The sequence below is a fragment of the Synechococcus sp. R50.1 genome (assembly GCF_047462115.1).
Classification (GTDB): Bacteria; Cyanobacteriota; Cyanobacteriia; order Thermostichales; family Thermostichaceae; genus Thermostichus.
Genome location: NZ_JANSIN010000023.1, coordinates 14,902 through 39,668, shown reverse-complemented (window position 1 = coordinate 39,668; position 24,767 = coordinate 14,902). Strand labels below are relative to the sequence as shown.

The following is a 24,767-nucleotide window of genomic DNA, read 5'->3' as shown; positions in this document are numbered from 1 at the left end:
TCCTGCTCAGAGATAGGCAGGATGCGATCGCTTCTTTCCTGAACCATGTTCAGGAGAGTTCAGCGTGAATGTATCAGTACCCCTGACTTCCAACCTCTACAGCTCCCAGAGCCATTGAGGCCTAAGCCTCAGCAAATGCCCTTCTCCAGCCCCCCGACAGCACCTGCAAATCCTCCTCATCCAAGTCCGCAGGAGTGCCGGAGCGGATGAGCTCGGCAAAATCTTCGTTGGGCACCATGAAGCAGAGGGCGTAGAGGCGGCCTGGGCCGGTATTGTGGATTTCATGTACACCGGTCGGCGGTACCAGAATGCTATCTCCAGTTTTGATGGGGGCCGCTTTTCCATCGCAAATGGCCAGGCCTTCCCCCTTGAGAACAAAAAACATTTCCACAGCCATTTGATGGCGATTTGGAGGGGTTTTGCCTCCCTCATCGAAGATCTCCACACAAAAGGTTAGAGAAATCTGAGCATGAGAAGGATCGAACACGATGGCCAGGCGATTGGTATCGTGGGGGCTGATGCGAAAAGCCTGATAATCGGCAGGGGTTTTAACAATTGGAATCACGCAGCGGGAAAGCGTTTGCATCCGGATCCTCCGCTCAAGAGATGAGGGGTGAATAGTGGGCAAGTGCTAACAGGGGAGAGCCGCGAGCAAATCTGAGGAGGAGGCGACAAAGCCAAAGCACTGCTTGACGTTGTAGAGGGTAGCTAGCAAACAGTATTCAGGAGAGGTGGTGGCGGCGCAGTCTTCCAGCAAAATGCAGTCGTAGCCGAGGAAATTGGCATCTTGCAGCGTGGTCATGACGCACTGGTCGATGTTCACGCCGGCAAAAAAGAGGGTGGTGCGCCCCAGGTTTCTGAGAATGCTATCGAGAGGGGTATCCCAAAAGCCGCTCATGCGGAACTTATCCACCCAGATATCCTCGGGCTTGACCTCCAGTTCCTCCACCACAGCAGCGCCCCAACTGCCCCGCGTGAGGACCAAAGACCCGTTCTTAGGCAAGGGATCCCCCAGCCCTACTCCCTCTCCGGTGGGGTTGTACACATGTCGCAAGCCGGCGCTGATGTTGAGCAAGTCAGGGCGATTGCCCCAGTTCACCCACACAATCGGCACTTGAGCTTGTCGCAGGCGGGGCAGCAGGGCTTTTAGAGGGCCGATGGGAGCCCGTGCAGGTGTAACATCGACGCCAATGCTGGCCAGCCAACCGTCGGGATGACAAAAGTCGTTTTGCATGTCGATCACCAACAACGCCGCCTTGGCCAGATCCAAGCGCAGGGTTTTGCTGGAGGTGGGTAGCAGGATGGGCCGGGGATCCAAGGGCGGACGGGTGAGGTCGGCCATTTCGGCATTCACAGCCCAGGCATTGGGAGGGATCCCAAGGGTCTTCAAGGGGCGATTGGGAGTGCTCATGGATTCTCCGCTCGCGTCGCGCAGCAGTGGGATCAGGTGGGGCGGATGACCCACAACTACGCTCGACCTTAATGCACAGCCAACCTCACTTTGGAATCGTAGGCTACACTTTCTCACCTTATTGACGCATGGGATCCCCCAGGGTCAGTCGATAGGGGCTGAGATGGAGATCAGGAGAAGAAAAACCGAGGAGATTTCCGAAAAGCTGCCTAGGGATCCCTCCCTGCACGCTATGCTGTAGAAACTTGAAATGATTATGTAGAAGCATGAGCATCCTGCGGCAATATATCTTTCCCGCTCTCATCCTGCTGGTGTTTCTGTTTACCCTGGTGGTGGTGAGCATCCGCTCGTTTCTGCCGGAGGATATGGCCCAGCCTGCCCCCCTAGAAGAAGCAACGCCTGTGGCCCTTTCTGCAAACCCCTGAGGATGGCTGAACAAGGGATCCCTTTGCCTGTGGGTTATCGTTGGCGCATCGGTTCAGCCTGGGATCGGCCCTGGGTGCGACGAGGATTGCAGGCCACGTTGCAGGAATCTTTTCCAGAGCAAAGCAACTGGGATCACCTAGAAGAGACGCTGGATCGCCTCTTCGACCCACCCCGCACCCCCTGCTGGTGGATCTTGAAAGAAGAAACTGCAGAGCCGGTGGGCTGTGTTTGGGCCGGCATCTCCACCGATCAAGCCACCCATCGGCGGGTAGCCTACATTTTTCTGCTCTGGGTGGATCCCGCCCATCGTCGGCAGGGCCTGGGCAAGGCCCTCATTCAGCAGGTGGAACGATGGGGATCCCAGCAGCAGCTGGCGGCCATCACCCTGCAGGTTTACCATCACAACCAAGCCGCCCTCCATTTCTATCAGCAGGCCCACTTTGCTGTACAAGGCTACTGGTTGTACAAGCCGCTCAGCCCCGCGCCCATAGACGCGCATGTAGAAGAGCATGAATACAAAGGTCATGAAGTTTTGTGAATAAGCCGGGATCCGCTCTCAGTTGCTCCTTTGATGAAAGCGTGATGAAAACGATGGCATCGACCGGAGGGAACGCCCATGTCCAGACCCGTCAAGCTAAGTGAAGCCGAGATCCAGGCCAAGCTGGAGAAACTGCCCGGCTGGTCTTTGCGGGAGGGAAAGCTGCATCGCCAATTTCAGTTTGGTTCCTTTGTCGAAGCCTTTGGCTGGATGAGCAGTGTGGCCTTGGTGGCCGAAAGCATGGGGCACCACCCCGAATGGAGCAATGTCTACAACCGCGTGCGGGTGGATCTCACCACCCACGATGCCGGGGGCATTACAGAACTGGACTTTACCCTGGCGCAACGCATGAACGAGCTGGCCAGCTAGACGCTTCAGTACCCAACTTTGGGGATCCCTTCAGAGCCGGTTTGGCAAGGGATCCCCATTGGTTTGTTGCTGCCTCTAAGGTTGTGTCGGGAGTTGCGCTGGTCTGATAGACTAAGCCTAAGGTTAAGAAATGATAATTTTATGAACGTGCTGGTTGTGGGGGCGACGGGAACGCTGGGCCGTCAGGTGGTGCGCCGAGCCATTGAAGAAGGACATCAAGTTACCTGTCTGGTGCGAAATCCGGCAAAGGCTGCTTTCTTAAGTGAATGGGGCGCTCACCTGAAGGTGGGAAATCTGCTTCAGCCCAGCACCCTCAACTCCGCCATGGAAGGCATCGAGGCGGTGATCGACTGTGCCACGGTGCGGGTGACCGATACCCTCAGCGCCCGTCAGGTGGACTGGGATGGCAAAGTTGCCCTGATCAATGCGGCACGGGCTGCCCAGGTAGGGCATTTTATCTTTTTCTCCATCATGGGCGCCCACCACGAGTACCCCAACGTGCCCCTGATGAATTTCAAGCATCACATTGAGAAGTATTTGGTTGGATCCCAGATGCCCTACACCATTTTCCGGCCAGCGGGCTTTATGCAGGGGTTGATTGGCCAGTACGCCATCCCCATCTTGGAAGAACAAATCGTCTGGGTAACCGGCGAGGGCATGCCAACGGCCTACCTAGACACCCTAGATGCAGCCCGGTTTGCGGTGCGAGCTCTCACTGTAGAAGCTGCCAAGCAGCAAATCTTTCCCTTGGTGGGGCCTAAGGCTTGGACGGCCCGAGAAGTCATCGCCTTGTGCGAGCAGCTCTCCGGCAAAAAGGCCAAGGTCAGCACCATGCCGCTGGGATTACTGCGAGGGGCGCGCAAGGTGGCGCAGTTCTTTCAGTGGAGCTGGAACATTGCCGACCGGCTGGCGTTTGTGGAGGTGATCGCGGCCAAAGAACCCATGCACGCCGATATGACGCCTGTATGCGAAACCCTGGGGATTGAACTGGCCTCTCTGACCTCTCTTGAGGACTACCTAGCGGAGTATTTCCAGAAGATGTTGAAACGGCTTCGCGAGCTAAAGGTCAAGCAACCCAAAGTCAAAACGCCCTTCTAAGTCGTTGTTCTCAGTCTTCTCGGCAATTTCACAGCAGCTTGAGCAGCAACCTTGGGAGAAGGGGTGGACGGGGTCGTGTTTGCGTTAGCAGATGCCATAGCCCCAACTACTGGGATGAACTCCCAGACACTTTTTATTGACACTGCGCCATATTCAAGTTGGCGGAGATCAACCCGTACCATAACACAAAGCCGCTCTGTCGCGACAGCGGGCCGTAGGCCTTCGCTTTGGCGGTGCGGAGCGCTAAACCCAGTTTTCTTGATCATTCCCTGTGTCCAAACAATCGCAAATCCTTAGGTTCCCAAGGGGTTCATTTCCATCTACGCTTTAGAGAGTGAGGGGGTGACAACGACAGAGGTTATTCTGCTCCCCTTGCTTGAACTATAGATCTTTGTCTATAGTTTTTATCGGAAAGTTCAATTTTTATCTATCCTAGTTCGCAGCTAAGATGCTGCTTAAGACTTTTTACAGGATCTCAGCAAGTGTTCCAGTTTGGCCAAGATCCCTGGCCGAAGGAGGATTATGAGCTTGAACGGGCTGGTCACAACTGCATGGCTGATTCCCCTCTACGCCTTGGTGGGGTGGGCGGGAGCGCTGATCTGGTCCCCAGGAATCACCCGGCGCACGGGACCACGTCCGGCAGGTTATCTGAATGCGCTCTTGACGTTGATGGCCTTCCTGCACAGCGTGGGGGCGCTGGTGGCAATTTGGGATCAGCCGGCGCAGGTCATTCGGTTGCCCTGGCTACAGGTGGGGGATCTGATGTTAGAGCTGCCGCTGCAGGTGTCATCGGTAACTCTGGGGGCCTGCGCTGTGGTGACGGGGCTGAACCTGGTGGCCCAGATCTACGGCTTTGGCTACATGGAAATGGACTGGGGCTGGGCGCGGTTTTTCTCCCTGCTGGGCCTGTTTGAGGGGGGGATGTGCGCCTTGGCTTTGTGCGACTCCCTCTTTTTCAGCTACGTGATCCTGGAGATTTTGACCCTGGGCACTTACCTGTTGGTGGGCTTTTGGTTCAACCAATCGCTGGTGGTGACGGGAGCGCGGGATGCTTTTTTAACCAAGCGCATCGGCGACCTGTTGCTCTTGATGGGGGTAATCGCCATCTATCCCCTGACCGGCTCCTGGGAGTTTGAGGATTTGGCGGCTTGGGCTGAGGCGGTGCAGGCGGGGTCTGCCACTGTGGATCCGACCTTGATTGCGCTGGTGGGGCTGGGGTTGCTGGCTGGCCCGGTGGGCAAGTGTGCCCAGTTCCCATTGCACCTGTGGCTAGATGAGGCGATGGAAGGGCCGATCCCGGCCTCGATTTTGCGGAACGCAGTGGTGGTGGGCACGGGGGCCTGGGTGTTGATTCGCCTGCAACCCCTCTATGAGCTTTCCCCAACGGTGCTGAAGGTGATGCTGACTATCGGCAGCTTGACGGCGGTGGGGGGATCCCTGGTGGCTTTGGCCCAGATCGACGCCAAGCGAGCTTTGTCTTATCTGGTGAGTGCCTACATGGGCTTGATTTTTGTGGCGGTGGGCACCGGTCATCCCCAGAAAGCCTACCAACTGCTGCTCACCTATGCTCCGGCCATGGCTCTGTTGGTGATGGCTCCGGGCACGGTGATCTGGAACAGCATTACCCAGGATTTGCGCTACCTGGGCGGGCTATGGTCGCGGCGTCCTATCTCAGGGCTGTGCTTCTTGACCGGAATGGCCGGAATCATCGCTTTGCCGCCTTTCGGTTCCTTTTGGGTGCTGACGGATCTGTGGCAGCAGTTGGTGCAATCGGGGCAGGGGTTGTGGGCAGCAGTCGTGCTGGTCACCAATGCTGTAACGGCCCTAGGGCTGACACGGGTGTTTGGCCTGATCTGGGGGGGCAAGCCGCAGCAGATGAGCGAGCGTTCGCCGGAGGTGCATTGGCCGATGATGCTGCCCATGACGGTCACGATGGGGGTGGCGCTGCACATGCCCATGATCCTGGCGACGCTGGGTCTGATTCCCGCTCTGGAAGGGATCCCTGTTGGGGTAATGACGGGATCCAGCCTGACGGGGATTGCCTTGGGAACCTGGCTATACCTGCGTCCGCAGCGACGACCGGTGGACTGGGCCTTCTTGGCCGACTGGCAGGATCTGTTGGCCAACGACTTCTACACCCCCAAGCTCTACCGGGCCAGTGTGGTGTTTGCGGTACGCATCATCTCTGAGGTTACAGCCTTGTTCGACCGCTATGTGGTAGACGGCTTGGTGAATTTAACCAGCTTGGCGGTATTGGCGGGTGGACAGGTTTTGAAATACACCACCTCTGGCCAGTTGCAAGCCTATGTGCTGACGATTGTCGTGGGGGTGGCCCTGCTGGGCTGGCTGATTCTCTAGGCTTGGGCGATAGCGGGACGGAGTCCTTGAATAAAGAGGAAAAAGACCATGCTGAGTGCCTTGATTGTGTTGCCGATCTTGGGATCCCTGCTCCTGTTCTTAGGCTTGGGGGGGCGAAAGCTGGCGGTGGCCTTGGCCGGGATCCTGCTGGGGATCTCGCTGCTGCTGTTTGCCAACTTTGACCTGCAAGCGGAAGGGCTGCAGTGGGTGCAGCGGTGGGATTGGATCCCGGCAATTGGGCTGAGCTACTCCCTGGGCCTGGACGGGTTTTCCCTGCTGATGGTGGCTTTGAATGGGCTGCTCACGCTGATTGCGGTGCTGACAGCTGAGCCAGAGGTGAAGCGGCCCAACCTCTTATACGGCTGCATTTTGTTCATGAGCGGGTCGGTCAACGGGGCTTTTGTTGCCCAGAACCTGCTTTTGTTCTTCTTGTTTTACGAGCTGGTGCTGATCCCGATCTATCTGCTGATCTCCATCTGGGGCAGCGGCAAACGGGATTATGCTGCCATCAAGTTTTTGATTTACACCGCCGTTTCCGCCATCTTTCTGTTGGGGGCCTTTTTGGCCATCTACTGGCTGGGGGATCCCCATAGCTTTGAGCTGCTGGAGATCCGCATCACCTCTCTCAGCCCTGTTGCCCAGACCTTGACGCTGTTGGCCTTGATCGTGGCTTTCGGCATTAAGATGCCGCTGATCCCCTTCCACACCTGGTTGCCTGATGCATACGGGGAGTCGTCGCCGCCAGTGGCCATCCTCCTGGGAGGGATCCTCTCCAAGTTAGGCACGTACGGTCTGTTTCGCTTTGGGCTGCAGTTGTTTCCCCAAGCTTGGGCCGACCTGGGCGGGATCCTAGCCTGGTGGGGAGCCATTGCCGTGTTGTCCGGGGCTTTGGCAGCCATCGCCCAAAAAGACATCAAGCGCATGGTGGCCTACAGCTCCATTGGCCACATGGGCTACATCTTGCTGGGCATGGCGGCAGCCACCCCCATTAGCCTGACCGGGGCAATGGTGCAGATGGTCTCCCATGGTCTCATCTTGGCGCTGCTGTTTGATCTGGTAGGCTTGGTGGAGCGCAAAGTGGGAACCCGCGATCTGGATGTGCTCAACGGCCTGCTCAACCCCTTGCGAGGCTTGCCCACAGTGAGCGCCCTGCTCATCTTGGGGGGGATGGCCAGCGCCGGGATCCCTGGCCTGGTGGGCTTTGTGGCGGAGTTTTTGATCTTCCAGGGCAGCTATCAGGATTTTCCTTTGCCGACTTTGATCAGCATCTGTGGCACCGGTTTGACGGCGGTGTACTTCGTGATTTTGCTAAACCGCACCTGCTTTGGCAAATTGGACAACCGTACCGCCTACTACCCACGCGTGCACGGCTGGGAGCGGATCCCGGGGCTGATTTTGACGGCCTTGATCGTTTGGTTTGGGATCCAGCCCATGAGCCTGGTGAAATGGCCGCAACCGTTGGCCTTTACCCTATCCACCCAGGTGGCTCAGGCCCAAACGCTTATCTTGGCATCAGCCGGTGACCTTGCCCCCATCACCCTCTCTGGAGCCGATCCAGGCAAGCGGGAAACTCCCAGGAATTGAGATCCCAGCAGATGCCCCCTATGGAGCCAGGACTTTTGAAGAGTTGGAGACTTCTTCCATGACGACAACCCTTACAACCCGCAAGCTTCCCCCTTCTACCCACCCTTTTGCGGATGTAGTCCACCGCTTGGAGGCAGGGGGATCCATGCTGCCAGATACGCCGGAAAACCTGATGCAAATTATCGGCCTCTACAAAGCCTATGCCGTGCCAATGGATTTCTACTGGCGGGATCTGCTCTACATTGCCGAGCAGGTGTTTGTGGATCCCTTGCCTTTTTTCAAGTTCATCATTCCTGAAGAGTATCTGAAGCTGGCCAACCACTACGCGGGGGATAACGCGGATTTGCGCATTTGGCGAGGCCAGGCTACGGCCCATCCCGAGCTGCTGGAGTTTATGGAAAAGGGGGAGCTGAAGCGCAAGCTGCCCAGGATTTTGCATCACCTCTGGCATGACCGCATCAACATGGAATTTGCCGAAGAATGTATGCGGGCCATGCTCTGGCATCGGGACATGGGGGGCTTGCTGGATCCCTACATGGATTCCGAAGAATACAAGCAAAATGCCGACCGCGCCATCCGCGCCTATTGCCAGGGCAACCCCTTGTTGATGGGGCTATACAAGCTCTTCCCCGATATGTTTTTGGAGCTGTGCCGCCAGGCCACCATGTACTCGGTGTTGGGCCTGTTTTGGGAGGTGATGGCTCCGGTCTTTTTTGAGATGAGCGATCTCTACGATGAAGGCAAAATTACCAGCGTGCCGGAGGCGATGAACTTTCTGGTCAACGGGATCTTCGCCATTGCCGGACGACCCATCTACCACCGCGTGCGTATTCGGGGAGAATGGTACGATATTGTGCCCAAATCCAAAGGATTTACCTGGCTATATGAGGCCGCTTTCCCCTATGTAGAGGCCGTGTTTTATCGCACCTCTCCTTTCCGCGGCACCAAGTCCTACAACGCTCAGGCCAACGAAGTTCCCACCAACCAGTTGGACTTCCACTACGGGATCCTCTACGCCGATAAGTTTCCGGTGGGCACCGCCGGGATCCCGCCCACGCTCTTGCACCAGGATATGTACCACTTTTTGCCCCAGTATTTGGTGGAGTATTATCGCAAGCATTGCCGCGGCGAAGAGGACATGCTGATTCAATTGGGGGTTAGCTTCCAGCGCTCCATGTACAACGTCACCTCAGCCGTGATTCAGGCGGGAAGGGCCGCTTTCTTGTATCCCCTTGATGATCCAAATCCACGGCACTTGATGATGAATCGCCGTTATTTTGAGGGCCAACTCAATCGCTTCACTCGACCGGAATACGGGATCCGGGAAGCAGCCCGCCTCGCCTACATTCAGGATCAGAATTATCGCTAGCCCGTGGCAACTTTAATGATCCCAAAGCCTTTCGAGCAGCAATCCAGTTAGCAACAACTTCACAGCAAAAGGATCCCGGCCATGCCCGATATTGTCGATATTGCCGTCTCTGCTGAGGGCTTTTCCACCTTGGTAACTGCCGTTAAAGCGGCAAACCTGGTAGACACTCTCAAAAGCCCTGGCCCCTTTACCGTTTTTGCCCCCACCGATGGGGCTTTTGCCAAGCTGCCTCCTGGCACCATCACCACCCTGGTGCAAAATATCCCCCAACTGACTCGCATCCTGTGTTACCACGTGGTGCCCGGTCGCCTGAAAAAGGCAGATTTGGCCAAGTACCAAAGTGTGGGCTCGGTAGAGGGATCCCCCATCGACTTGTTGATCGAAGGGGACGTTTTCGAGGTCAATAACGCCACCGTTATCCAAGCCGACATCGAAGCCGATAACGGCATCATCCACGTCATCGACACTGTCATCCTGATGCGGCCCCACTGGTTCTGGCCGATTATGAACTCCGCCTTGGCTGCCTCGGCCAGAGGATAGACAGATCTATATCTATCCTGAACCGAGCTTGAGGAAAGTGCCTGGGTGAACCCTCTCCCCCTCTCCGCAACTTTATAGGTACGGTCAGAGATTTCTGCTCCGCGTGCAGTCTACACCATCCCCCAACCCCCATAGGGTAGGGGCTTTTGTCTCTTGTTAGCGGGGATTTTGCCATCTTTTAAACCCGGAGATGAATCCGAAGCTTGGCCTGATACGTAACTTATTTAGCCTGTTCTCTGACCGAGGAGCTTTTTTCCATGTTGTTGATCGGTTTTTCCCTTCGGCCTCGTTCAATTTTCGAGGTTTTTTGCGGCTTTTGCCTGGTTGCTGTCTTGTTTCTCAGCGGTTAAGGAAGCTTTACAAATCTCACAACCCCACTTCTACCCATTGCTAACTTTGGCCCTGGACATATTCACATTGCTCAGCCGCAGCCAGGACAATCTTTCGCCCAGGCCACAGGGCCGGTGGTCTTTGTCTTGAACATGTTGCCGAATCCAGGCAATCAGTCGGGGAATTTCCGACTGGAAGCCAACCTCACCCCTGAGCAAGTCTCCAGCTTTTTGGCCGGAGCTTACTACATCAACATTCACACGCAGGCCAACCCGCCGGGCGAGTTGCGAGCCCAGGTGGTTTTCCCTCGCTAAGGTTTGATCCAGTACCCCATCTGGGATCCCCGCAGGTGAGGGGATCCCTAATTTTTGCGGACGGATTGGCTGTTCTGTGAACTCCCCCACGGTCAGTCGTGCCGGCAGGACAGAGTTTCTGTGTAGCTCCTGGCCAGCAGCTTTCGGTAGTCCTGGAGCTGGCCTGCCAGTCCCCTTTACAGAGCGAGCTGTAGGCTTCACCTCTGGGCTAGCTGTGGAGCGCCAAGGGAATAACTACACAGGTTGTTGCCCACCTACAATGGCCCGACAGCGAATGTAGGGGCCGCCTGCATCCACCTTGGCCGGTTGACCCTTGCCGCAATGGCCGGATCCCAAGTCCCACAGGAAGTCCCGCGAGACGGCATCCACCGATTGCAGCACCTCAAAAGCATTGCCGGTGATGGTGACACCGCGCAGCAACTCCGCCAGCTTGCCATCGCGAATGCGGTAGGCCCGCTCCACGCCAAACATAAACTCGCCCGTGGAGTCCGCCTGCCCGTTCCTGGCCCCATCCAGGAAGTAGCCATCGGGAGTGCTGGCGATGATTTCCTCTAGCGTTTGGGATCCGGGTTCAATGAAGGTGTTGCGCATGCGGATCAAAGGCTCATCGGCATATTCCCAGGCGCGGGCATTGCCGGTGGGCTCTACGCCAAAGTGGGCAGCAGTTTCGCGGTTGTGGAGATAGCTGACCAGAATGCCGTTTTGGATGATGGTGGTGCTTTGGGTAGGAACGCCCTCGTCGTCCACAGGAAGGGTTCCCCCTGCCCCCGGCATAAACTCTGAATGGCCGGAGTCTTTGAGGGTAACCCAGTCGCTGGCCACCCGCTGCCCCAGCTTGCCGGCAGCCACAGAACCCGCCAGAACAAAATCCGCCTCGACCGTGTGGCCAATGGCCTCGTGCACCAACAGCCCCACGATGGAAGGCGACAGAATAACCGTGGCCCATCCCCCTTCTGCGTAGCCTGCGGACAATAAATCAACCGCGGTAGCAGCCGCCTTTTCCGCCATCTGCAAGGGATGCGAGCGGAACAGGCAATCCCATCCCCCTGTTACCCCAATGGCCTCGGAGCCACTGCTGAGCTGGCCGGCAGCTTCGGCCACCGCCTGAACTCGCAGCTCGGGGCGCACCAGACGAAAGGCCACATCCGCCCCATCGGTGGTGACGATGGCTTTTTCCTCGTAGATCTCGTTGTAGGTGCAACTGGCGGAGCTAATTTGGCGAGAGGCCTGCCGGGCCTGCGCCTCGGTTTCCAAAGCCAACTGGATCTTCGCCTCCAGCGGTTTGTTCAACACCTCCTCCACACCGGGCTCGCAGAACTCCCCTTGGGCCAGCCGCACACTGGGCAGGGATCCCAGCTTTTGTTTGCGGTAGTCGGCACTGGCTTGGGCGGCACGGCGAGCTTCAGCGATGGCCTCCCGAATGGCAGCCGGCGAGGGATCCCCGGTGGCAGCGAAGCCCCAAGTACCTGCTTCCAACACCCGCACCCCCACTCCGGAACGGCGACGAACCGCGGTGCGCTCAAGGCGGCCCTTCTCGGCAGTGACGCTGCGGAACACCTTGCTGTGGTAGCGCAGTTCCACAAAGCCAGAGCAGTCCCGAAGGATGTCGCGCAGAAGGTCTCGCATAGCAACAGGGAGATGGGTGTAGTCCTCAGTCCAGCATAGCCCGATCCTGGAAAGTCGATGAGCTGCCACGCCGAGTGAAAGCCCCGATCCCGTTCGTGTCAGCAGTGCGGAACATTTTGGCCAGGCCCGCCGTTAGAGGACAAAGTTAACCAGCTTTTTCGGCACCACCACCACTTTTTTGGGTGTTGCCCCCTCCAGGTATTTCTGCGCTGCTTCTGACCGAAGGGCCAACTGTTCCTGCTCCTCCGGCGTCACCTCGGCAGGGGCCTCAAACGAGCCGCGCAATTTGCCGTTCACCTGAATCACAATGGTCACCGTGTCGGCCACCAGCGCTGCCGGGTCATAGCTGGGCCAAGACTGCCGATGCACCGAGTCTGCGCCCCCCAGCGCCTGCCACAGCTCCTCCGCAATATGGGGGGCAAAAGGCGCCATCAGCAACACCAGCGTGCGGATCCCCTCTGCATAGACCGGCGAATCCGGGATCCCGGCCTCCCCCAGAGCATTGCTCAGCTTCATCAGCTCGGCAATGGCGGTGTTGAATTGATAATCGTTTTCCAGATCTTCGCTGACTTCCTTGATGGCGGTGTGGATGGCCCGGCGCAGATCTTTTTCCGCCTTGGTCAGGGATCCCACCTCGACCTTGGCCGGCAACAGCTCTGAGACCCTGCCCCGCCAGGACTCCGTCCCGCCACCGCGAACGACAAACTCGTACACCTGCCGCCAGACGCGGTTGAGAAAGCGAAATTGCCCTTCCACGTCGGCATCGTCCCACTCCAGATCCTTCTCCGGCGGGGCCTTGAACAAGATAAACATGCGGGCCGTATCTGCCCCGTAGTGGGCCAGCACCTCCTCGGGATCCACGCCGTTGCCCTTGGATTTGGACATGGTAGCGTAGATAACTTGCAGGGGCTCGCCCGTTTCCGGATCCCGCGGGTTGTCGGGATCCTGCACCAGAGCTGCCGGGATCCAGCGATCCTTGCCGGACTTGTTGGGGTTGTAGTAGGTGCGCCCTTGCACCATCCCCTGGGTGAGCAGACGCGAGAACGGCTCGTCAAAATCCAGCAGCCCCCGATCCCGCAACACCTTGGTAAAAAAGCGGGAATAGAGCAGGTGCAGGATGGCGTGCTCGATGCCGCCCACGTACTGATCCACCGGCAGCCAGGCGTTCACCTGGTCTTTGCGGAAGATCTCTTGGTCGTTGCGGGCATCGCTAAAGCGCAGGAAGTACCACGACGAGCAGACAAAGGTGTCCATGGTATCGGTTTCCCGGCGAGCCTCCGCGCCACAGGTGGGGCACTTCACCTTCACCCAGTCCTCCAACTGGGCCAACGGGGATCCCCCTCGCCCCGTCAGCTCCACATCCTCCGGCAAGAGCACCGGCAGATCCTTCTCCGGCACCGGCACAATGCCACAGTGGGGACAATGGATCACCGGGATGGGACAACCCCAGTAGCGCTGCCGCGAGATCAGCCAATCCCGCAGGCGGTAGTTGATCTGCTTTTCCCCCAGCCCCTGGGCTTCCAGCCAGGCGATGGCTCTTTCCACGCTTTGCCCTGGGCCTTTGCCCACCGGGATCCCGTCTAGGGGGCCGGAGTTGATCATCACCCCCTCCCCCGTCCAGGCAGCCTGCAGTTCTGAGGACTCCGTCCCGCTGGCGCGATCCGCTGAGGCCGGAGAACCCTCCGGCGGCTGCACCACCCGCTTGATGGGCAGGCCGAACTTGCGGGCAAACTCGAAATCCCGCTGGTCGTGGGCGGGCACGGCCATGATGGCCCCCGTCCCGTAGCCCATCAACACATAGTCGGCAATCCAGATGGGGATCCGCTCTTGGTTAACGGGGTTGATGGCGTAGGATCCCGTCCAAACCCCTGTCTTTTCCCGGTCTTCAGCGCTGCGCTCGATCTCGCTGCGGGCAGCGGCCTGGGCTTGATAGGCTCTGACGGCCTGCAGTTGCTCGGCAGTGGTGAGCTTGTCCACCAAGGGGTGCTCCGGCGACATCACCATGAAGGTGGCCCCCCAGAGGGTATCAGGCCGGGTGGTGAATACTGCCAGCTCGTCCCCTGCCTCGGTTTTGAAAATCACCTTGGCCCCCACCGATTGGCCAATCCAGTTCTCCTGCATGGTGCGCACCCGCTCCGGCCAGCCGGAGAGCTTTTCCAGATCCGCCAGCAGTTGGTCGGCATAGGCGGTGATTTTGAAAAACCACTGCTTGAGCATGCGCTTTTCCACCAGGGCGCCGGATCTCCAGGAACGCCCCTCCGCATCCACCTGCTCGTTGGCCAGCACCGTCTGATCCACCGGATCCCAGTTCACCGCCGCCTCTTTCTGGTAGGCCAAGCCCGCCTGCAAAAATTGCAGGAAGATCCACTGCGTCCACTTGTAGTAGTCCGGCGAACAACTGGTGATCTCCCGCTCCCAGTCGTAGGAGAGCCCCAACCGCTGCAACTGATCCCGCATCTGGGCAATGTTTTGGTAGGTCCACTTGGCCGGTGGGATCCCCCGGTCGATGGCGGCATTCTCCGCCGGCAGGCCAAAGGCATCCCAGCCCATCGGGTGCAGCACTGCGTACCCCTGCATTCGCTTGTGGCGGGCAATCACATCGGTGATGGTGTAATTGCGCACATGCCCCATGTGCAGGTTGCCGCTGGGGTAGGGGAACATAGACAGAGCATAGAATTTGCGGCTCCCGTCCTTCAGCTCTGGGGTGCGATCCAGCCCGATTTCACGCCAGTGGGCTTGCCACTTGCTCTCGATGGCCTGGGGATTGTAGCGCGCGTCCACGGTTCGATGCTCCTGGGAAAAAAGCGCTCACGCTGGGAGATAGAAGCATTTTGACATACTCCCCACGCCAATCGCGCCGGCGGAGCACAGCTCTCGGGCAAGGCTCTGGTCACGAGTTTCACGAAGCACTTCGGGAAAGGAGCTCCTGCACCACATTCTTGTCCCCTAGCTGCCCAGCCTGTGCCACAAACTATTGCCCATCGACCACACGGTACGGATAGCCTCATCCGGCACCTTGCAGAGGAGCGGGATCCCTTTGGCTCTGAAAACCCGACAAGCAGAGATCAGTAGGTTTCTTCGTGCCACCTGTCCGCCTTCTTCAGCTCCTTCTGGAACTTGCTCCAATCCTGACCGGCTTGTTCCGCCAAAGGCCCCATGACGTTGTTGATCCCGTCCTCCATCCCCTTGAGGCCGCAGATGTAGGTGTAGGTGTTGGGCTGTTGCAGCATCTCCCACAGCTCGGCGCCGTACTCGGCCATGCGGTTTTGCACGTACATTTTCTTGCCATCGGGGGTTTGTTGCTCGCGGCTGATGGCGTAATCGACGCGGAAGCGATCCCCGTACTGGGCTTTCCAGGCCTCCAGATCCCCGTGGTAGAGCAAGGTGGAAGTGGTGGGCACCCCAAAGAACAGCCAGATCTTGCCCTGATAGTTGGGATCCTCTTCAAACAGGTGCTTGATGAAGGCGCGAAAAGGGGCAATGCCGGTGCCGGTGGCGATCAAAATCAGGTTGGCGTTCTCATCTTCGGGCAGTAGGAAGGTTTTCCCCGATGGCCCCGTAATCATCACCTCATCGCCTGCCTTCAAATCGGTGAGGAAGCCGGAGCAGACCCCCACCCCCGGCTGGCCTGTCTCTCTATCGACATATTCAGCCCGCTTCACGCTCAAAGAGACGGTGCGCCCCTCGCCATCATCGCCAAAGCGGGTGGAAGCAATCGAGTAGAGGCGGGGCTTGTGGGGCTTGCCCTTGGCATCTTCGCCAGGAGGGATAATGCCAACGCTTTGCCCTTCTAGGTAGCGGTAGTTGGGATCCGGCAAGCTGAGCACAATGTGCTTAGTCAGTCCGGGTGCTCCTTCACCGACAATGGAGTAGGTCTCCACGCAGTGGCCGATCAACGGTGCGTTGGGACGATACAGATTGACGACAACCTCTCGCTTTTCTGCGCTGGCAACCATACCTGCGATCTGCTCCTGGCACTGGGAGGAAATGAGTTTACATATAGCAAAATAGCAAACACCACAGCAGCCCGGCTGCTCAAATGGAACTTGTCAGAGGAGAAGCAGACGACCTTCGCCAGCCCCCCAGGCCGTCCTGAGAGCGGCAACCCCGGAAAAATAATCCCGGCCAAGCTCATCGGCCAAAAATATGGATTTTTTGTTAAATTGTTGCTTAGGGTGCCCACCTCTCTGGCCTGCCAGCGGCTTGTGATGTAACGGCTTTATTTGGTATCATGCAAGACCGTAACAGTTGGTAACTTTCTAGAGCCTTTTTCTCAGTTTTGCCCTGCCCGTCCCCAAGGAGTTCCCATGGCAAGCAGTCCTGATCGTGTTGTGATGATTGGTGTCGCCGGAGATTCTGGCTGTGGCAAGTCCACCTTTTTACGCCGGCTGGGGGATCTATTTGGCCGGGATCTGATTACCACCATCTGTCTGGATGACTATCACTCCTTGGATCGCTACCAGCGCAAAGAGAAGGGCATCACGGCGCTGGATCCCCGCGCCAACAACTTCGACCTGATGTACGAGCAGGCCAAGGCGCTTAAGAACGGCCAAAGTGTGATGAAGCCCATCTACAACCACGAGACGGGGCTGATTGACCCACCGGAGCTGGTGGAGCCCAACCGCATCATCGTCCTGGAGGGGCTGCATCCCATGTATGACGAGCGGGTGCGCCAGCTGCTGGACTTCAAGGTGTACTTGGATCTGGCCCCAGAGATCAAGATTGCTTGGAAAGTGAAGCGGGACATGGCGGAGCGGGGCCACACCTACGAAGATGTGTTGCGCTCAATCGAGGCTCGCCGCCCGGACTTTGAAGCCTATGTCGATGTGCAGAAGCAGTACGCCGATGCCGTCATTGAGGTTTTGCCTACCCAGTTGTTGCCGGAGCTGGATCCAGAGCACAAAGTACTGCGGGTGCGGCTGATCCAGCGGGAAGGGGTGAAGTACTTCGACCATGTTTATCTCTTTGACGAAGGCTCCACCATTGATTGGATCCCCTGCGGCAAAAAGCTGACCTGTTCCTACCCGGGGATCCGCCTCCACTATGGCCCTTCCACCTACTTCGAGCACCCGGTTTCGATTCTGGAGATCGACGGCACCTTCGACAAGCTGGAAGAGGTCATCTACATCGAGAACCACCTGAGCAACTTGTCCACCCGCTACTATGGCGAGCTGACGGAACTGTTGCGCAAGCACCCGGAATACCCGGGATCCCGCAATGGCTCTGGTCTGATTCAGGTCATCGTGGGCCTGAAGCTGCGCGCCCTTTACGAGCAAATTCGGGCAGAAGCCAAAGAGCTAGCAGTGGCTTCCTGAGGATTTGCCCCGCTTGAGCACTTAAGGAGAATCCCTTTTGCCGCTAAAGTGTTGGCATAGGTTGGCTGACCCGGTAGAGGTCGGCAACAAGGTTTTGGCATATGCAGGGATTCCAGTTGGAGATCTTTCCAGAGGGATCCGTCCTGATCCAACGGGCCATCGAGATTTGGCAAGCTCGGTCAGCCGCTGCCATTCGCGAGCGGGGACGCTTTACGGTGGCCTTGGCGGGAGGGAGCACCCCCAAGAAGCTGTATGCTGCCCTGGCCCAAACCCCAGGGATCCCTTGGCAACAAACCTGGCTGTTCTGGGGGGATGAGCGCTATGTTCCCCCGGATCACCCTGAAAGCAACTACCGCATGGTACGAGAAACCCTGCTGCAGCAGATCGGGATCCCGGCAGCTCAAGTTTTCCCTATGCCCACCCAAGCAGGGGATCCCCTTCGCGATGCTGCCGAATACGAGGCGACCCTGCGGCAGATTTTCGGTACAGAGTGCCCTTCTCTCGACCTGGTATGGCTGGGAGTGGGGGAAGATGGCCACACAGCTTCCTTGTTTCCCGACACAGCCGCTCTGCAGGTGCAGCACCGCTGGGTGACGGTGGGGCAAAAAGGGCAGGAGCCGCGTCTAACCTTGACCTATCCCGTCCTCAATCAGGCAGCCCAGGTGGTGTTCCTGGTAACCGGAGCGAACAAAGCCCCCATCGTGAAAGAGGCGCTGACCACCGAGGCCCACCTACCCTGCCAGCGCATAAACCCTAGAGGACGGCTGCTGTGGTTGCTGGATGCGGCGGCAGCGGCTCAACTGCCCCTGCCCTGTGTCCCGCTGCTCAGCTAAACAACAGGCGGGCTAACTGCCGATGGGATAGGATCCCCAGGCCCACCGCCCCCAAAATCATCCCAGCCCATTCCAGTGGCCACAGGTTTGATAGCCCCAGCGGCCAACGCACCAGGTTTCATGGGTCGAGAACCGGCGGGGCAGGGATCCCTCAGGGGGTACCGGGCAAATTCTTCAGTATTGGAATCACCAGCTCTTGGACAGGCAGCGCTACAGGCTGAGCGGGGTCACTGCTCAGGGAGCTGGATGGCGTAGAAGGGGAAGAGCTGGGGATCTCGCCCATGGGCCGCAGTTGCCAGCGGATGATCTGCTCGCCGCGGTAAAAGGTAACCAACAACTGATCCCCTTGCGATTGGATTTGCCAAGTGCCATCGCCGCTGGTTACCGAAATATGGCCGCCGGAAAAGGGTGCATCCAAGGCCGGCCCCGATTGGCTCCAGATACGCCCGCCACCCGTTTCCAAGATCAATTGCACCGTCGCCCCCTGCCCCTGGCCGCTCAAAATTTGGCCGGTTCCGCTCCAAACTCGGGTTTCCGTCTGAGCCACGGCGGGTTGCCCAAGCTGCAGAACCATGAGCAACAGCCCTGCCCAGCTCCAGTGATTTCGCAGCCTCCCTCTCCCATCAGGGAAGAAGGAAGAAGAGCGAGAGAAACAAGCCATTGCACTCACGTTGATACCACGCGCCGCGATAGGACTGAAACAGACGAAGAAGAAGGCGAAAAGGTGTCGCAGGAAGCAATCCCTTACACAGTTTTTTTCACAGCTCGCTGAAAGCCTTTGGGATCCCTCTGCGCTCTCTTGGCTCTGGGTTAAGCCTGCTGCTGGAATCCGCCCTCGGCTTGATCCCAATCTAGCAATCTCCATCCCCCCAGACAGGATGTAACCTGAGACTCTGGCTGCGGGGATCCCCAGCAACTGTTTCGTCAATGCGCAGAGTCAAGACCCAGAGTGCCTCCGCCGCAATCGTAAGCCTCACTACTTGAGAGAAAGGAAACGCTCCAGAGCTGCCACCATTGCCGGTGGCCAACGGCGGACGGTTTTCACCCATTCCAGGTCGGCGTAGCGGGGATCCAGTCCTTGCACAGCCACCCAGTGACTTTCAGCCTCTCCCTGGCGACCCTGCGCCCAAAGAATGGCGCTGAGAGCAGCCCGCATATCTGGAAACTTCGGGTACTTGCGCACCAGAGCCCGCATCAAGCGCAGAGCAGCTTCTGTTTCACCCACCTGGTAGAGGCTCAAAGCATAGTTGGCCTGAGCGAAGGCGTAGTCGGGAGCCAATTCTGTGGCGCGGCGGTAGTCGGCCAAAGCCTGTTGCCATTGGCCCAGCCCTGCTTCCGCATTGCCGCGGTTGTTGTAGGCTGCCGCATCGTTGGGATCCAACTGCAACACTCGTTCGTAGTCTGCAATCGCCTCCTGCCACCGCCCCAACCCCTCCAAAGCAGCCCCTCGGTTGAGATAGGGATCCGGTGCCTCAGGGGCCAAACGAATGGCCTCAGCATAATCCTCCAGAGCTGCCTGCAGTTGGTGCAAGCTGACACGGGCGTTGCCCCGGTTGCTCCACAGGGCTGGATTATCAGGCTGGATCTGCAACAGTTGAGTCCACAGGGTTTCCGCCCGGGCAAAATCTCCCCTCTGAGTAGCCGCAAAGGCCTCCTCAAACAGTCGATCGATCTCGTGATCTACCCTGTTGCTCGCTGCCGTTGCCACCACACCCGATCCAGGCCAGATAGGGATCCCTAGCCAAAACAGCAGCCCCAGCAGCAGCGCAGGGAGTAGGTTGGGTACACTGACGGACTTCATGGCTGCAAAAACCACCTTGGATGGGGTGTCCCCACCTGAAGCCATCGCCACAGAAGGGGGTCTGACGGTTAGCGCGCCCTGGAGGACTCGAACCCCCGACATCCGGTTTTGGAGACCGACGTTCTACCAACTGAACTAAGGACGCATTGGCCAAAGGTTACACCCGCCTACCCAGTGTAGCAGGTACACCCACCTTTCAAAGAAGCTGTTCCTTGCTATCCGCACTCTCTGTCTTGGCCTTGATACGAGTGGCTTTGCCCACCCGATCCCGCAAATAGAACAGCTTGGCCCGGCGCACTTTACCTCGCCGCAGCACCTGAATCGACTCGATGCGCGGGGAGTGAATGAGGAAAACCCGCTCCACGCCGATTCCCTGGAAAACCTTGCGCACCGTGATGGTGCGGTTAATGCCGGAGTGGCGCATGGCAATGACCGTGCCCTCAAAGGCTTGCACCCGCTCTTTGCCCCCCTCTTGGATGCGAACTCCCACCCGTACCTGATCCCCAACCCGAATCTCCGGCAGATCCGACTTCATCTGGGCAGCTTCAATGGAGCGGATGATCTCCTCAGCATTGATGCGAACGTTCATGGCTTTCCCGCGCTACCGGCAGTTAACCATGGTAACAATCGTCGCTGTTTTTTGTACAGAGCTGGCCGACATAGAGCTCAAGAGGTGGGAGACTGTGTTTACGCTTCCCCCATTTTTCCAATAGGCTAGACAAAGATAAAGCTTTTGTTACAAACGGGAGACTTTTGTGATCCTGCACACCGATGAGCCCAAGACGGGATCCCTGTCTACTCCCAAGCTTGCAGAGCAGCCTCTGCCCCAGAGCAAACCCCGCCGCCAGAGATTTCCCTTCGGTTGGATGCTCTTGGGCTTGCTGTTGGCCGGCCTAGGGGGCAGCGGTCTCCTGATCCAGCGTCAGCTGCAGCAGCAGAGGGCAGAACGGCTGGAAAGATTGACGGTACCGGTTCAAGTGGTGGATCTCACCCAACGCCTGCGGGTGAGCGGCCAGGTGCAGCCGCTCCGCCAGGTGAATGTCAGCCCTCGCGAGTCGGGTCGCCTGGCGGAACTGTTGGTGGATCAGGGAGATGAAGTGGTGGCAGGGCAGTTATTGGCCCGGATGGACTACGGCGATCTCGCCAGTGGCATTCGCCAAGCCCAAGCCCGCATTCAAGAGCTGCAAGCTCGTCTGGCGGAGCAACAGGCCGGAGAACGCCCCCAGGTGATCGCGGCGGCCCAGGCCAGGGTGGATGCTGCCCGGTCGCAGGTGGACTTGGCCCAGAGGGAGTTGGAGCGCATTCAGGCCCTGGTGCAGGCGGGGGTGATAGCCCGCAGCGAGCTGGATCAACGCTCGGCCCGCCTGGAACAAGCGCAAGCGGATTTGCGAGCTGCTCAACAGGAGTTGGAGCGATTGCAACTGGGGAGCCGCCCGGAAACCCTACAGCAAATTCAAGCCCAAATTGCCCAGGCACAAGCCGAGCTGGCCCAACGGCAATCCCGGTTGGCCGAGGCCGAAGTCCGCGCCCCCTTTTCCGGTGTGGTGGTGCAGCGCTTTGCCGAGGTGGGATCCTTTGTAGCTCCCACAACAGCAGCTTCCGATGCCACCGCAGCTTCTTCCAGTTCCATTTTGGCGCTGGCTCAGGGAATTGAGGTGCGGGCAGAAGTGCCAGAAGCCCAGATTGCTCAGGTGCGGGTGGGTCAGCCGGTGGAGATCCGCTCCCTGGCCTACCCCGACCGCCTGGTGCAGGGGCGGGTGAAGCGGATTGCACCCGCTACGGTGGTGGTGCGAGAGGTAACCGTCTTTCGGGTCTTCGTTGAACCGGAGCCTGGGGCCGACTTTTTGCGCACCGGCATGACTGTTTCGGTGGATTTCATTGGGGATCCCCAGCCTCAGGCTCTGACGGTGCCCTCAGTGGCTATCCTCCGGGAGGAAAGCCAGGAAGGCGTGCTCCTGCTGGATCCCCAAAGCCGGCAACCTGTCTATCGCCGCGTGGAAACGGGCATCACTCAGGGTGGAGTTACCCAAATCCTCTCTGGTCTGCAGGCAGGGGATCGGGTCTTTACTGCCCTGCCTCCTGGGGTGAACCTAGAGACTTTGATTAAAAGAGCGGAGCAACAGCCATGAGCCTGGCAACGGCGGCCAAAATGGCCTGGCAAATGGTGCGACGACATCGCCTGCGCACCGGGCTGAGCATGCTCGGGATCCTCATCGGCAATGCGGCGGTGGTGGCCATTGCCGGATTTGGCTATGCTGCCCAAGAGATGGCGGTGGATCAATTTCGCTCTCTGGGCACCAACTTGCTGATCGTCTTTTCGGCCAACTTGGGCCTGGTCGATGCCGGCAACATCCGCCCCCTCACTTTGGAGGATGTGCGAGCCATTGCTGCGGAAGTGCCTGCCGTGTCAGCAGCCGTCCCCAGCCTGGGCACCAATGTGCGCGCTGTGCGAGGTGGAGTGGATCGCCGCTACGAGGCCACCGGCACTTGGCCGGAGTATTTGTCGGTGTTGAACTTAGAGATCGAGGCAGGCCGCTTTCTCTTGCCCTCGGATATCGAGGAACAGCGCCCGGTGGTGGTGCTGGGCAGCGATGCCGCCAGCCAGTTGTTCGGCCTGGACCCTGCCGCTGCTATTGGGGAGACCGTCCTGCTGAACAATTTGCCTTTCGAGGTGATCGGCACTTTGCGCTCGAAGCCGACGGTGTTTGGCAACAGCGATGCCGGAGTGTTTCTGCCGGTGGACGTGGTGGCCAATCGGTTGGTCGGGCGGCGTTCCCCCTACGGCACAGAGCTGACGGCGATTTTCGTCTCGGCCCGCTCTGAAGCCGATCTGCCTGCTGCCGAGTTCCAAATCCGCAACCTGCTGCGCCAGCGGCACCAATTGGTGGGAGAAGATGACTTCATCATCCGCAACCAGAAAGTGCTCCTGGATGGGTCGGCCAGGATTTTGAGCCTGTTGCGGGTGCTGCTGACGGGCACGGCGGCCCTCTCCCTGCTGGTGGGAGGGGTGGGGATCATGAATGTGATGCTTATCTCAGTTGCGGAACGCACCCATGAGATCGGGCTGCGCAAGGCGATCGGGGCCGATAGCCGCCAGATTTTGCAGCAATTTGCCGCCGAAGCGATTTTCATTGCCGCGACCGGGGGAGTGCTCGGGATCCTTCTCAGCAGTGGCCTGCTGGTGGCGGTGCAGGTATTCACCCCCTTGGCGACCCAAGTCGATGGGGTGGCAGTGGGAGTGGCGTTCTCCCTGTCCACTGGGATTGGGCTAGTCTTTGGCATTTTCCCGGCCCGCAAAGCGGCGCAACTGGATCCCATTGAGGCCCTGCGGGCCTAGAGATCGTATCCAAACAGGCGGGGATCCGCCGGCTGCCCATCGAGATCCGCCAGGCCATATTCTGCCCAGCGGCGATCCACCAAGCGGGCCACCTCCGGATCTGGAGCAAGGGGCTCCCGCCAGGGAGCATCGGTTTCCGGGGGGATCTTGGTGGTGGCATCAATGCCCATCTTGCCCCCCAGACCCCGTTTTTCGGTGGCAAAGTCCAAGGTGTCAAAGGGGTTGTCCGCCAGAATAAACACATCCCGCTGCGGATCCACCCGCGAACACAGACACCAGAGCACCTGCCGTGGATCCCGGACGTTGATGTCTTTGTCCACCACGATCACAAACTTGGTGTAGCTGAATTGGGGCAAAGCGCTCCAGAAGGCCAGGGCTGCCCGCCGCGCTTGGCCGGGGTAGGCTTTGTCGATGGAAAGAATAGCGGCCTTGTAGCCCAGCGCCTCCATCGGCAAGAAGAAATCCACGATCTCCGGCACCTGCTGCCTGAGGATGGGGGTGTAGATGCGGTTCAGGGCCAGCGCCATCATGTCGTTCTCTTTGGGGGGCTTGCCGCTGAAGGTGGTGAGGTAGATGGGATCCCGGCGGTGGGTCAGGCAGTGGAAGCGAATCAGAGGAGCCTGCTCGTTGCGGGGGCCGTAGTAGCCGATGTGATCTCCGGCAGGCCCATCGGGGGCCACTTCCCCAGGGGTGATGCTGCCTTCCAGAACGATCTCAGCATGGGCCGGCACCTGCAGATCCACCGTTTTGCACTGGGCCAGGTGCAACCCTTCTCCGGCGTAGAGACCGGCAAACAGCCACTCCGACAGATCCACCGGCAGGGGTGTGGCCGCCGCCAGAATCACCACCGGATCCACCCCCACCGCCACCGCCACCTCCAACTTTTGGCCCAGGGCCGCCGCTTTGCGCAGATGCCGAGTCGCCCCCCGCACCGACAGCCATTGCACCGTCATGGTGTTGCGGCTTTGCAACTGCAGGCGGTACACCCCCACGTTGGGGATCCCATTTTCCGGGTCTTTGGTGACCATCAGGCCCAAGGTCAGCACCCGTCCGGCATCGCCGGGGTAGACCCGCAACAGGGGCAATTGGGTGAGATCCACTTCCTCTCCCCGCCGCACCACCTGCTGACAGGGAGGGATCAGATCCCGGCTGGGTCTCGCTTTGAAGACGCTAAGCAGCGCCTGTCCCAACTCCACCGCCTGGGCAAAGCTCCGCGGTGGCCGCGGCTGGTAAAGCAGGGCCAGCTTTTTCCCCAGTTCCTCCAGATCCTGAGGCTGCTCCATTCCCAAAGCCCAGCAGATGCGCTCCACCGTGCCCAGGGTGTTGATGAGCAGCGGCATTGAGGATCCCTTCACCCGCTCAAACAGCAGCGCCGGCCCCCCACAGGCCAAGAGGCGATCGGCAATCTCGGCAATTTCCAGATCCGGATCCACTTCTGCCGAAATGCGGCGGAGCTGACCACGGGATTCCAGCAGAGCAATAAAACGGCGTAGATCTCTGGGCATGAAAGGGAACCTA

At 58.8% G+C, this 24,767-nt stretch carries 22 protein-coding genes and 1 tRNA gene; 13 read left to right on the top strand and 10 right to left on the bottom strand.

Annotated elements, in window-relative coordinates; genetic code table 11:
- Positions 1-121: 121 nt before the first annotated feature.
- Together NW870_RS07675 and NW870_RS07670 are read right to left on the bottom strand one after the other, a co-directional pair.
- Positions 122-586, bottom strand: coding sequence for a cupin domain-containing protein (locus tag NW870_RS07675; protein WP_011434408.1), 465 nt, complete (start codon positions 584-586; stop codon positions 122-124).
- A gap of 45 nt (positions 587-631) precedes the next feature.
- Complete coding sequence (locus NW870_RS07670; RefSeq protein ID WP_041437718.1) at positions 632-1,411, bottom strand: cysteine hydrolase family protein; 780 nt, start codon at positions 1,409-1,411, stop codon at positions 632-634.
- A 266-nt stretch (positions 1,412-1,677) separates the two neighbouring features.
- Here NW870_RS07670 and NW870_RS07665 point away from each other — a divergent pair, with 266 nt between their 5' ends.
- The 9 genes from NW870_RS07665 to NW870_RS07625 all read left to right on the top strand — a co-directional run bounded on the left by NW870_RS07665 (position 1,678) and on the right by NW870_RS07625 (position 10,337).
- A complete protein-coding gene (locus NW870_RS07665) occupies positions 1,678-1,836 on the top strand; it encodes a hypothetical protein (protein WP_414374717.1) in 159 nt (52 codons plus the stop codon).
- Between the two features lie 29 nt (positions 1,837-1,865).
- A complete protein-coding gene (locus NW870_RS07660) occupies positions 1,866-2,375 on the top strand; it encodes a GNAT family N-acetyltransferase (RefSeq protein WP_414374716.1) in 510 nt (169 codons plus the stop codon).
- A 78-nt stretch (positions 2,376-2,453) separates the two neighbouring features.
- Positions 2,454-2,744, top strand: a complete 291-nt coding sequence (locus NW870_RS07655) for a 4a-hydroxytetrahydrobiopterin dehydratase (RefSeq protein ID WP_011434412.1) — start codon at positions 2,454-2,456, stop codon at positions 2,742-2,744.
- Between the two features lie 141 nt (positions 2,745-2,885).
- Positions 2,886-3,842: an NAD(P)H-binding protein gene (locus NW870_RS07650; protein WP_414374714.1), complete on the top strand. Its 957-nt coding sequence runs from the start codon at positions 2,886-2,888 to the stop codon at positions 3,840-3,842.
- A 522-nt stretch (positions 3,843-4,364) separates the two neighbouring features.
- Positions 4,365-6,200: an NAD(P)H-quinone oxidoreductase subunit F gene (locus tag NW870_RS07645; RefSeq protein ID WP_414374712.1), complete on the top strand. Its 1,836-nt coding sequence runs from the start codon at positions 4,365-4,367 to the stop codon at positions 6,198-6,200.
- 48 nt (positions 6,201-6,248) lie between these two features.
- A complete protein-coding gene (locus NW870_RS07640; RefSeq protein WP_414374710.1) occupies positions 6,249-7,784 on the top strand; it encodes an NADH-quinone oxidoreductase subunit M in 1,536 nt (511 codons plus the stop codon).
- A gap of 58 nt (positions 7,785-7,842) precedes the next feature.
- A complete protein-coding gene (locus tag NW870_RS07635) occupies positions 7,843-9,153 on the top strand; it encodes a CO2 hydration protein (RefSeq protein WP_414342182.1) in 1,311 nt (436 codons plus the stop codon).
- Positions 9,154-9,234: 81 nt separating this feature from the next.
- The gene (locus tag NW870_RS07630) at positions 9,235-9,693 is read left to right on the top strand and encodes a fasciclin domain-containing protein (RefSeq protein ID WP_011434417.1); all 459 of its coding nucleotides are present in this window, start codon (positions 9,235-9,237) and stop codon (positions 9,691-9,693) included.
- A gap of 386 nt (positions 9,694-10,079) precedes the next feature.
- Positions 10,080-10,337 (top strand): CHRD domain-containing protein, encoded by a 258-nt coding sequence (locus NW870_RS07625; protein ID WP_414374720.1) that lies wholly within the window; start codon positions 10,080-10,082, stop codon positions 10,335-10,337.
- 234 nt (positions 10,338-10,571) lie between these two features.
- On the opposite strand, the gene NW870_RS07620 is transcribed toward NW870_RS07625, so the two are convergent.
- The 3 genes from NW870_RS07620 to NW870_RS07610 all read right to left on the bottom strand — a co-directional run bounded on the left by NW870_RS07620 (position 10,572) and on the right by NW870_RS07610 (position 15,919).
- On the bottom strand, positions 10,572-11,963 hold the full coding sequence (locus NW870_RS07620; protein WP_414357839.1) for a TldD/PmbA family protein: 1,392 nt from the start codon (positions 11,961-11,963) through the stop codon (positions 10,572-10,574).
- 132 nt (positions 11,964-12,095) lie between these two features.
- Entirely contained in the window at positions 12,096-14,744 is a 2,649-nt protein-coding gene (gene leuS / locus NW870_RS07615) for a leucine--tRNA ligase (protein ID WP_414374709.1), read from the bottom strand.
- Positions 14,745-15,028: 284 nt separating this feature from the next.
- Positions 15,029-15,919 (bottom strand): ferredoxin--NADP(+) reductase, encoded by an 891-nt coding sequence (locus tag NW870_RS07610; protein WP_011434421.1) that lies wholly within the window; start codon positions 15,917-15,919, stop codon positions 15,029-15,031.
- Between the two features lie 351 nt (positions 15,920-16,270).
- Here NW870_RS07610 and NW870_RS07605 point away from each other — a divergent pair, with 351 nt between their 5' ends.
- Positions 16,271-17,278 (top strand): phosphoribulokinase, encoded by a 1,008-nt coding sequence (locus tag NW870_RS07605; RefSeq protein ID WP_414330815.1) that lies wholly within the window; start codon positions 16,271-16,273, stop codon positions 17,276-17,278.
- A 101-nt stretch (positions 17,279-17,379) separates the two neighbouring features.
- A complete protein-coding gene (gene pgl, locus NW870_RS07600; protein WP_414374707.1) occupies positions 17,380-18,111 on the top strand; it encodes a 6-phosphogluconolactonase in 732 nt (243 codons plus the stop codon).
- Positions 18,112-18,262: 151 nt separating this feature from the next.
- Here pgl and NW870_RS07595 read toward each other — a convergent pair whose 3' ends face one another.
- From NW870_RS07595 to rplS, 4 genes are all read right to left on the bottom strand, one after another.
- Entirely contained in the window at positions 18,263-18,685 is a 423-nt protein-coding gene (locus NW870_RS07595; RefSeq protein ID WP_414374706.1) for a hypothetical protein, read from the bottom strand.
- Positions 18,686-19,087: 402 nt separating this feature from the next.
- A complete protein-coding gene (locus NW870_RS07590; RefSeq protein ID WP_414351830.1) occupies positions 19,088-19,912 on the bottom strand; it encodes a tetratricopeptide repeat protein in 825 nt (274 codons plus the stop codon).
- A 72-nt stretch (positions 19,913-19,984) separates the two neighbouring features.
- Positions 19,985-20,057, bottom strand: a tRNA-Trp gene (locus NW870_RS07585).
- Positions 20,058-20,108: 51 nt separating this feature from the next.
- Positions 20,109-20,489 carry a 50S ribosomal protein L19 gene (gene rplS, locus NW870_RS07580; protein WP_414351837.1) on the bottom strand — a complete coding sequence of 127 codons (381 nt, stop codon included), beginning with the start codon at positions 20,487-20,489 and terminating at the stop codon, positions 20,109-20,111.
- Between the two features lie 178 nt (positions 20,490-20,667).
- On the opposite strand from rplS, the gene NW870_RS07575 reads away from it, so the two are divergent.
- Together NW870_RS07575 and NW870_RS07570 are read left to right on the top strand one after the other, a co-directional pair.
- Entirely contained in the window at positions 20,668-22,041 is a 1,374-nt protein-coding gene (locus NW870_RS07575; RefSeq protein WP_414374704.1) for an efflux RND transporter periplasmic adaptor subunit, read from the top strand.
- The gene (locus NW870_RS07570; RefSeq protein WP_414374702.1) at positions 22,038-23,249 is read left to right on the top strand and encodes an ABC transporter permease; all 1,212 of its coding nucleotides are present in this window, start codon (positions 22,038-22,040) and stop codon (positions 23,247-23,249) included. The genes NW870_RS07575 and NW870_RS07570 overlap by 4 nt, the downstream gene beginning before the upstream one ends.
- On the opposite strand, the gene NW870_RS07565 is transcribed toward NW870_RS07570, so the two are convergent.
- A complete protein-coding gene (locus tag NW870_RS07565; RefSeq protein WP_414374700.1) occupies positions 23,246-24,754 on the bottom strand; it encodes a UbiD family decarboxylase in 1,509 nt (502 codons plus the stop codon). The genes NW870_RS07570 and NW870_RS07565 overlap by 4 nt on opposite strands.
- Positions 24,755-24,767 lie beyond the last annotated feature (13 nt).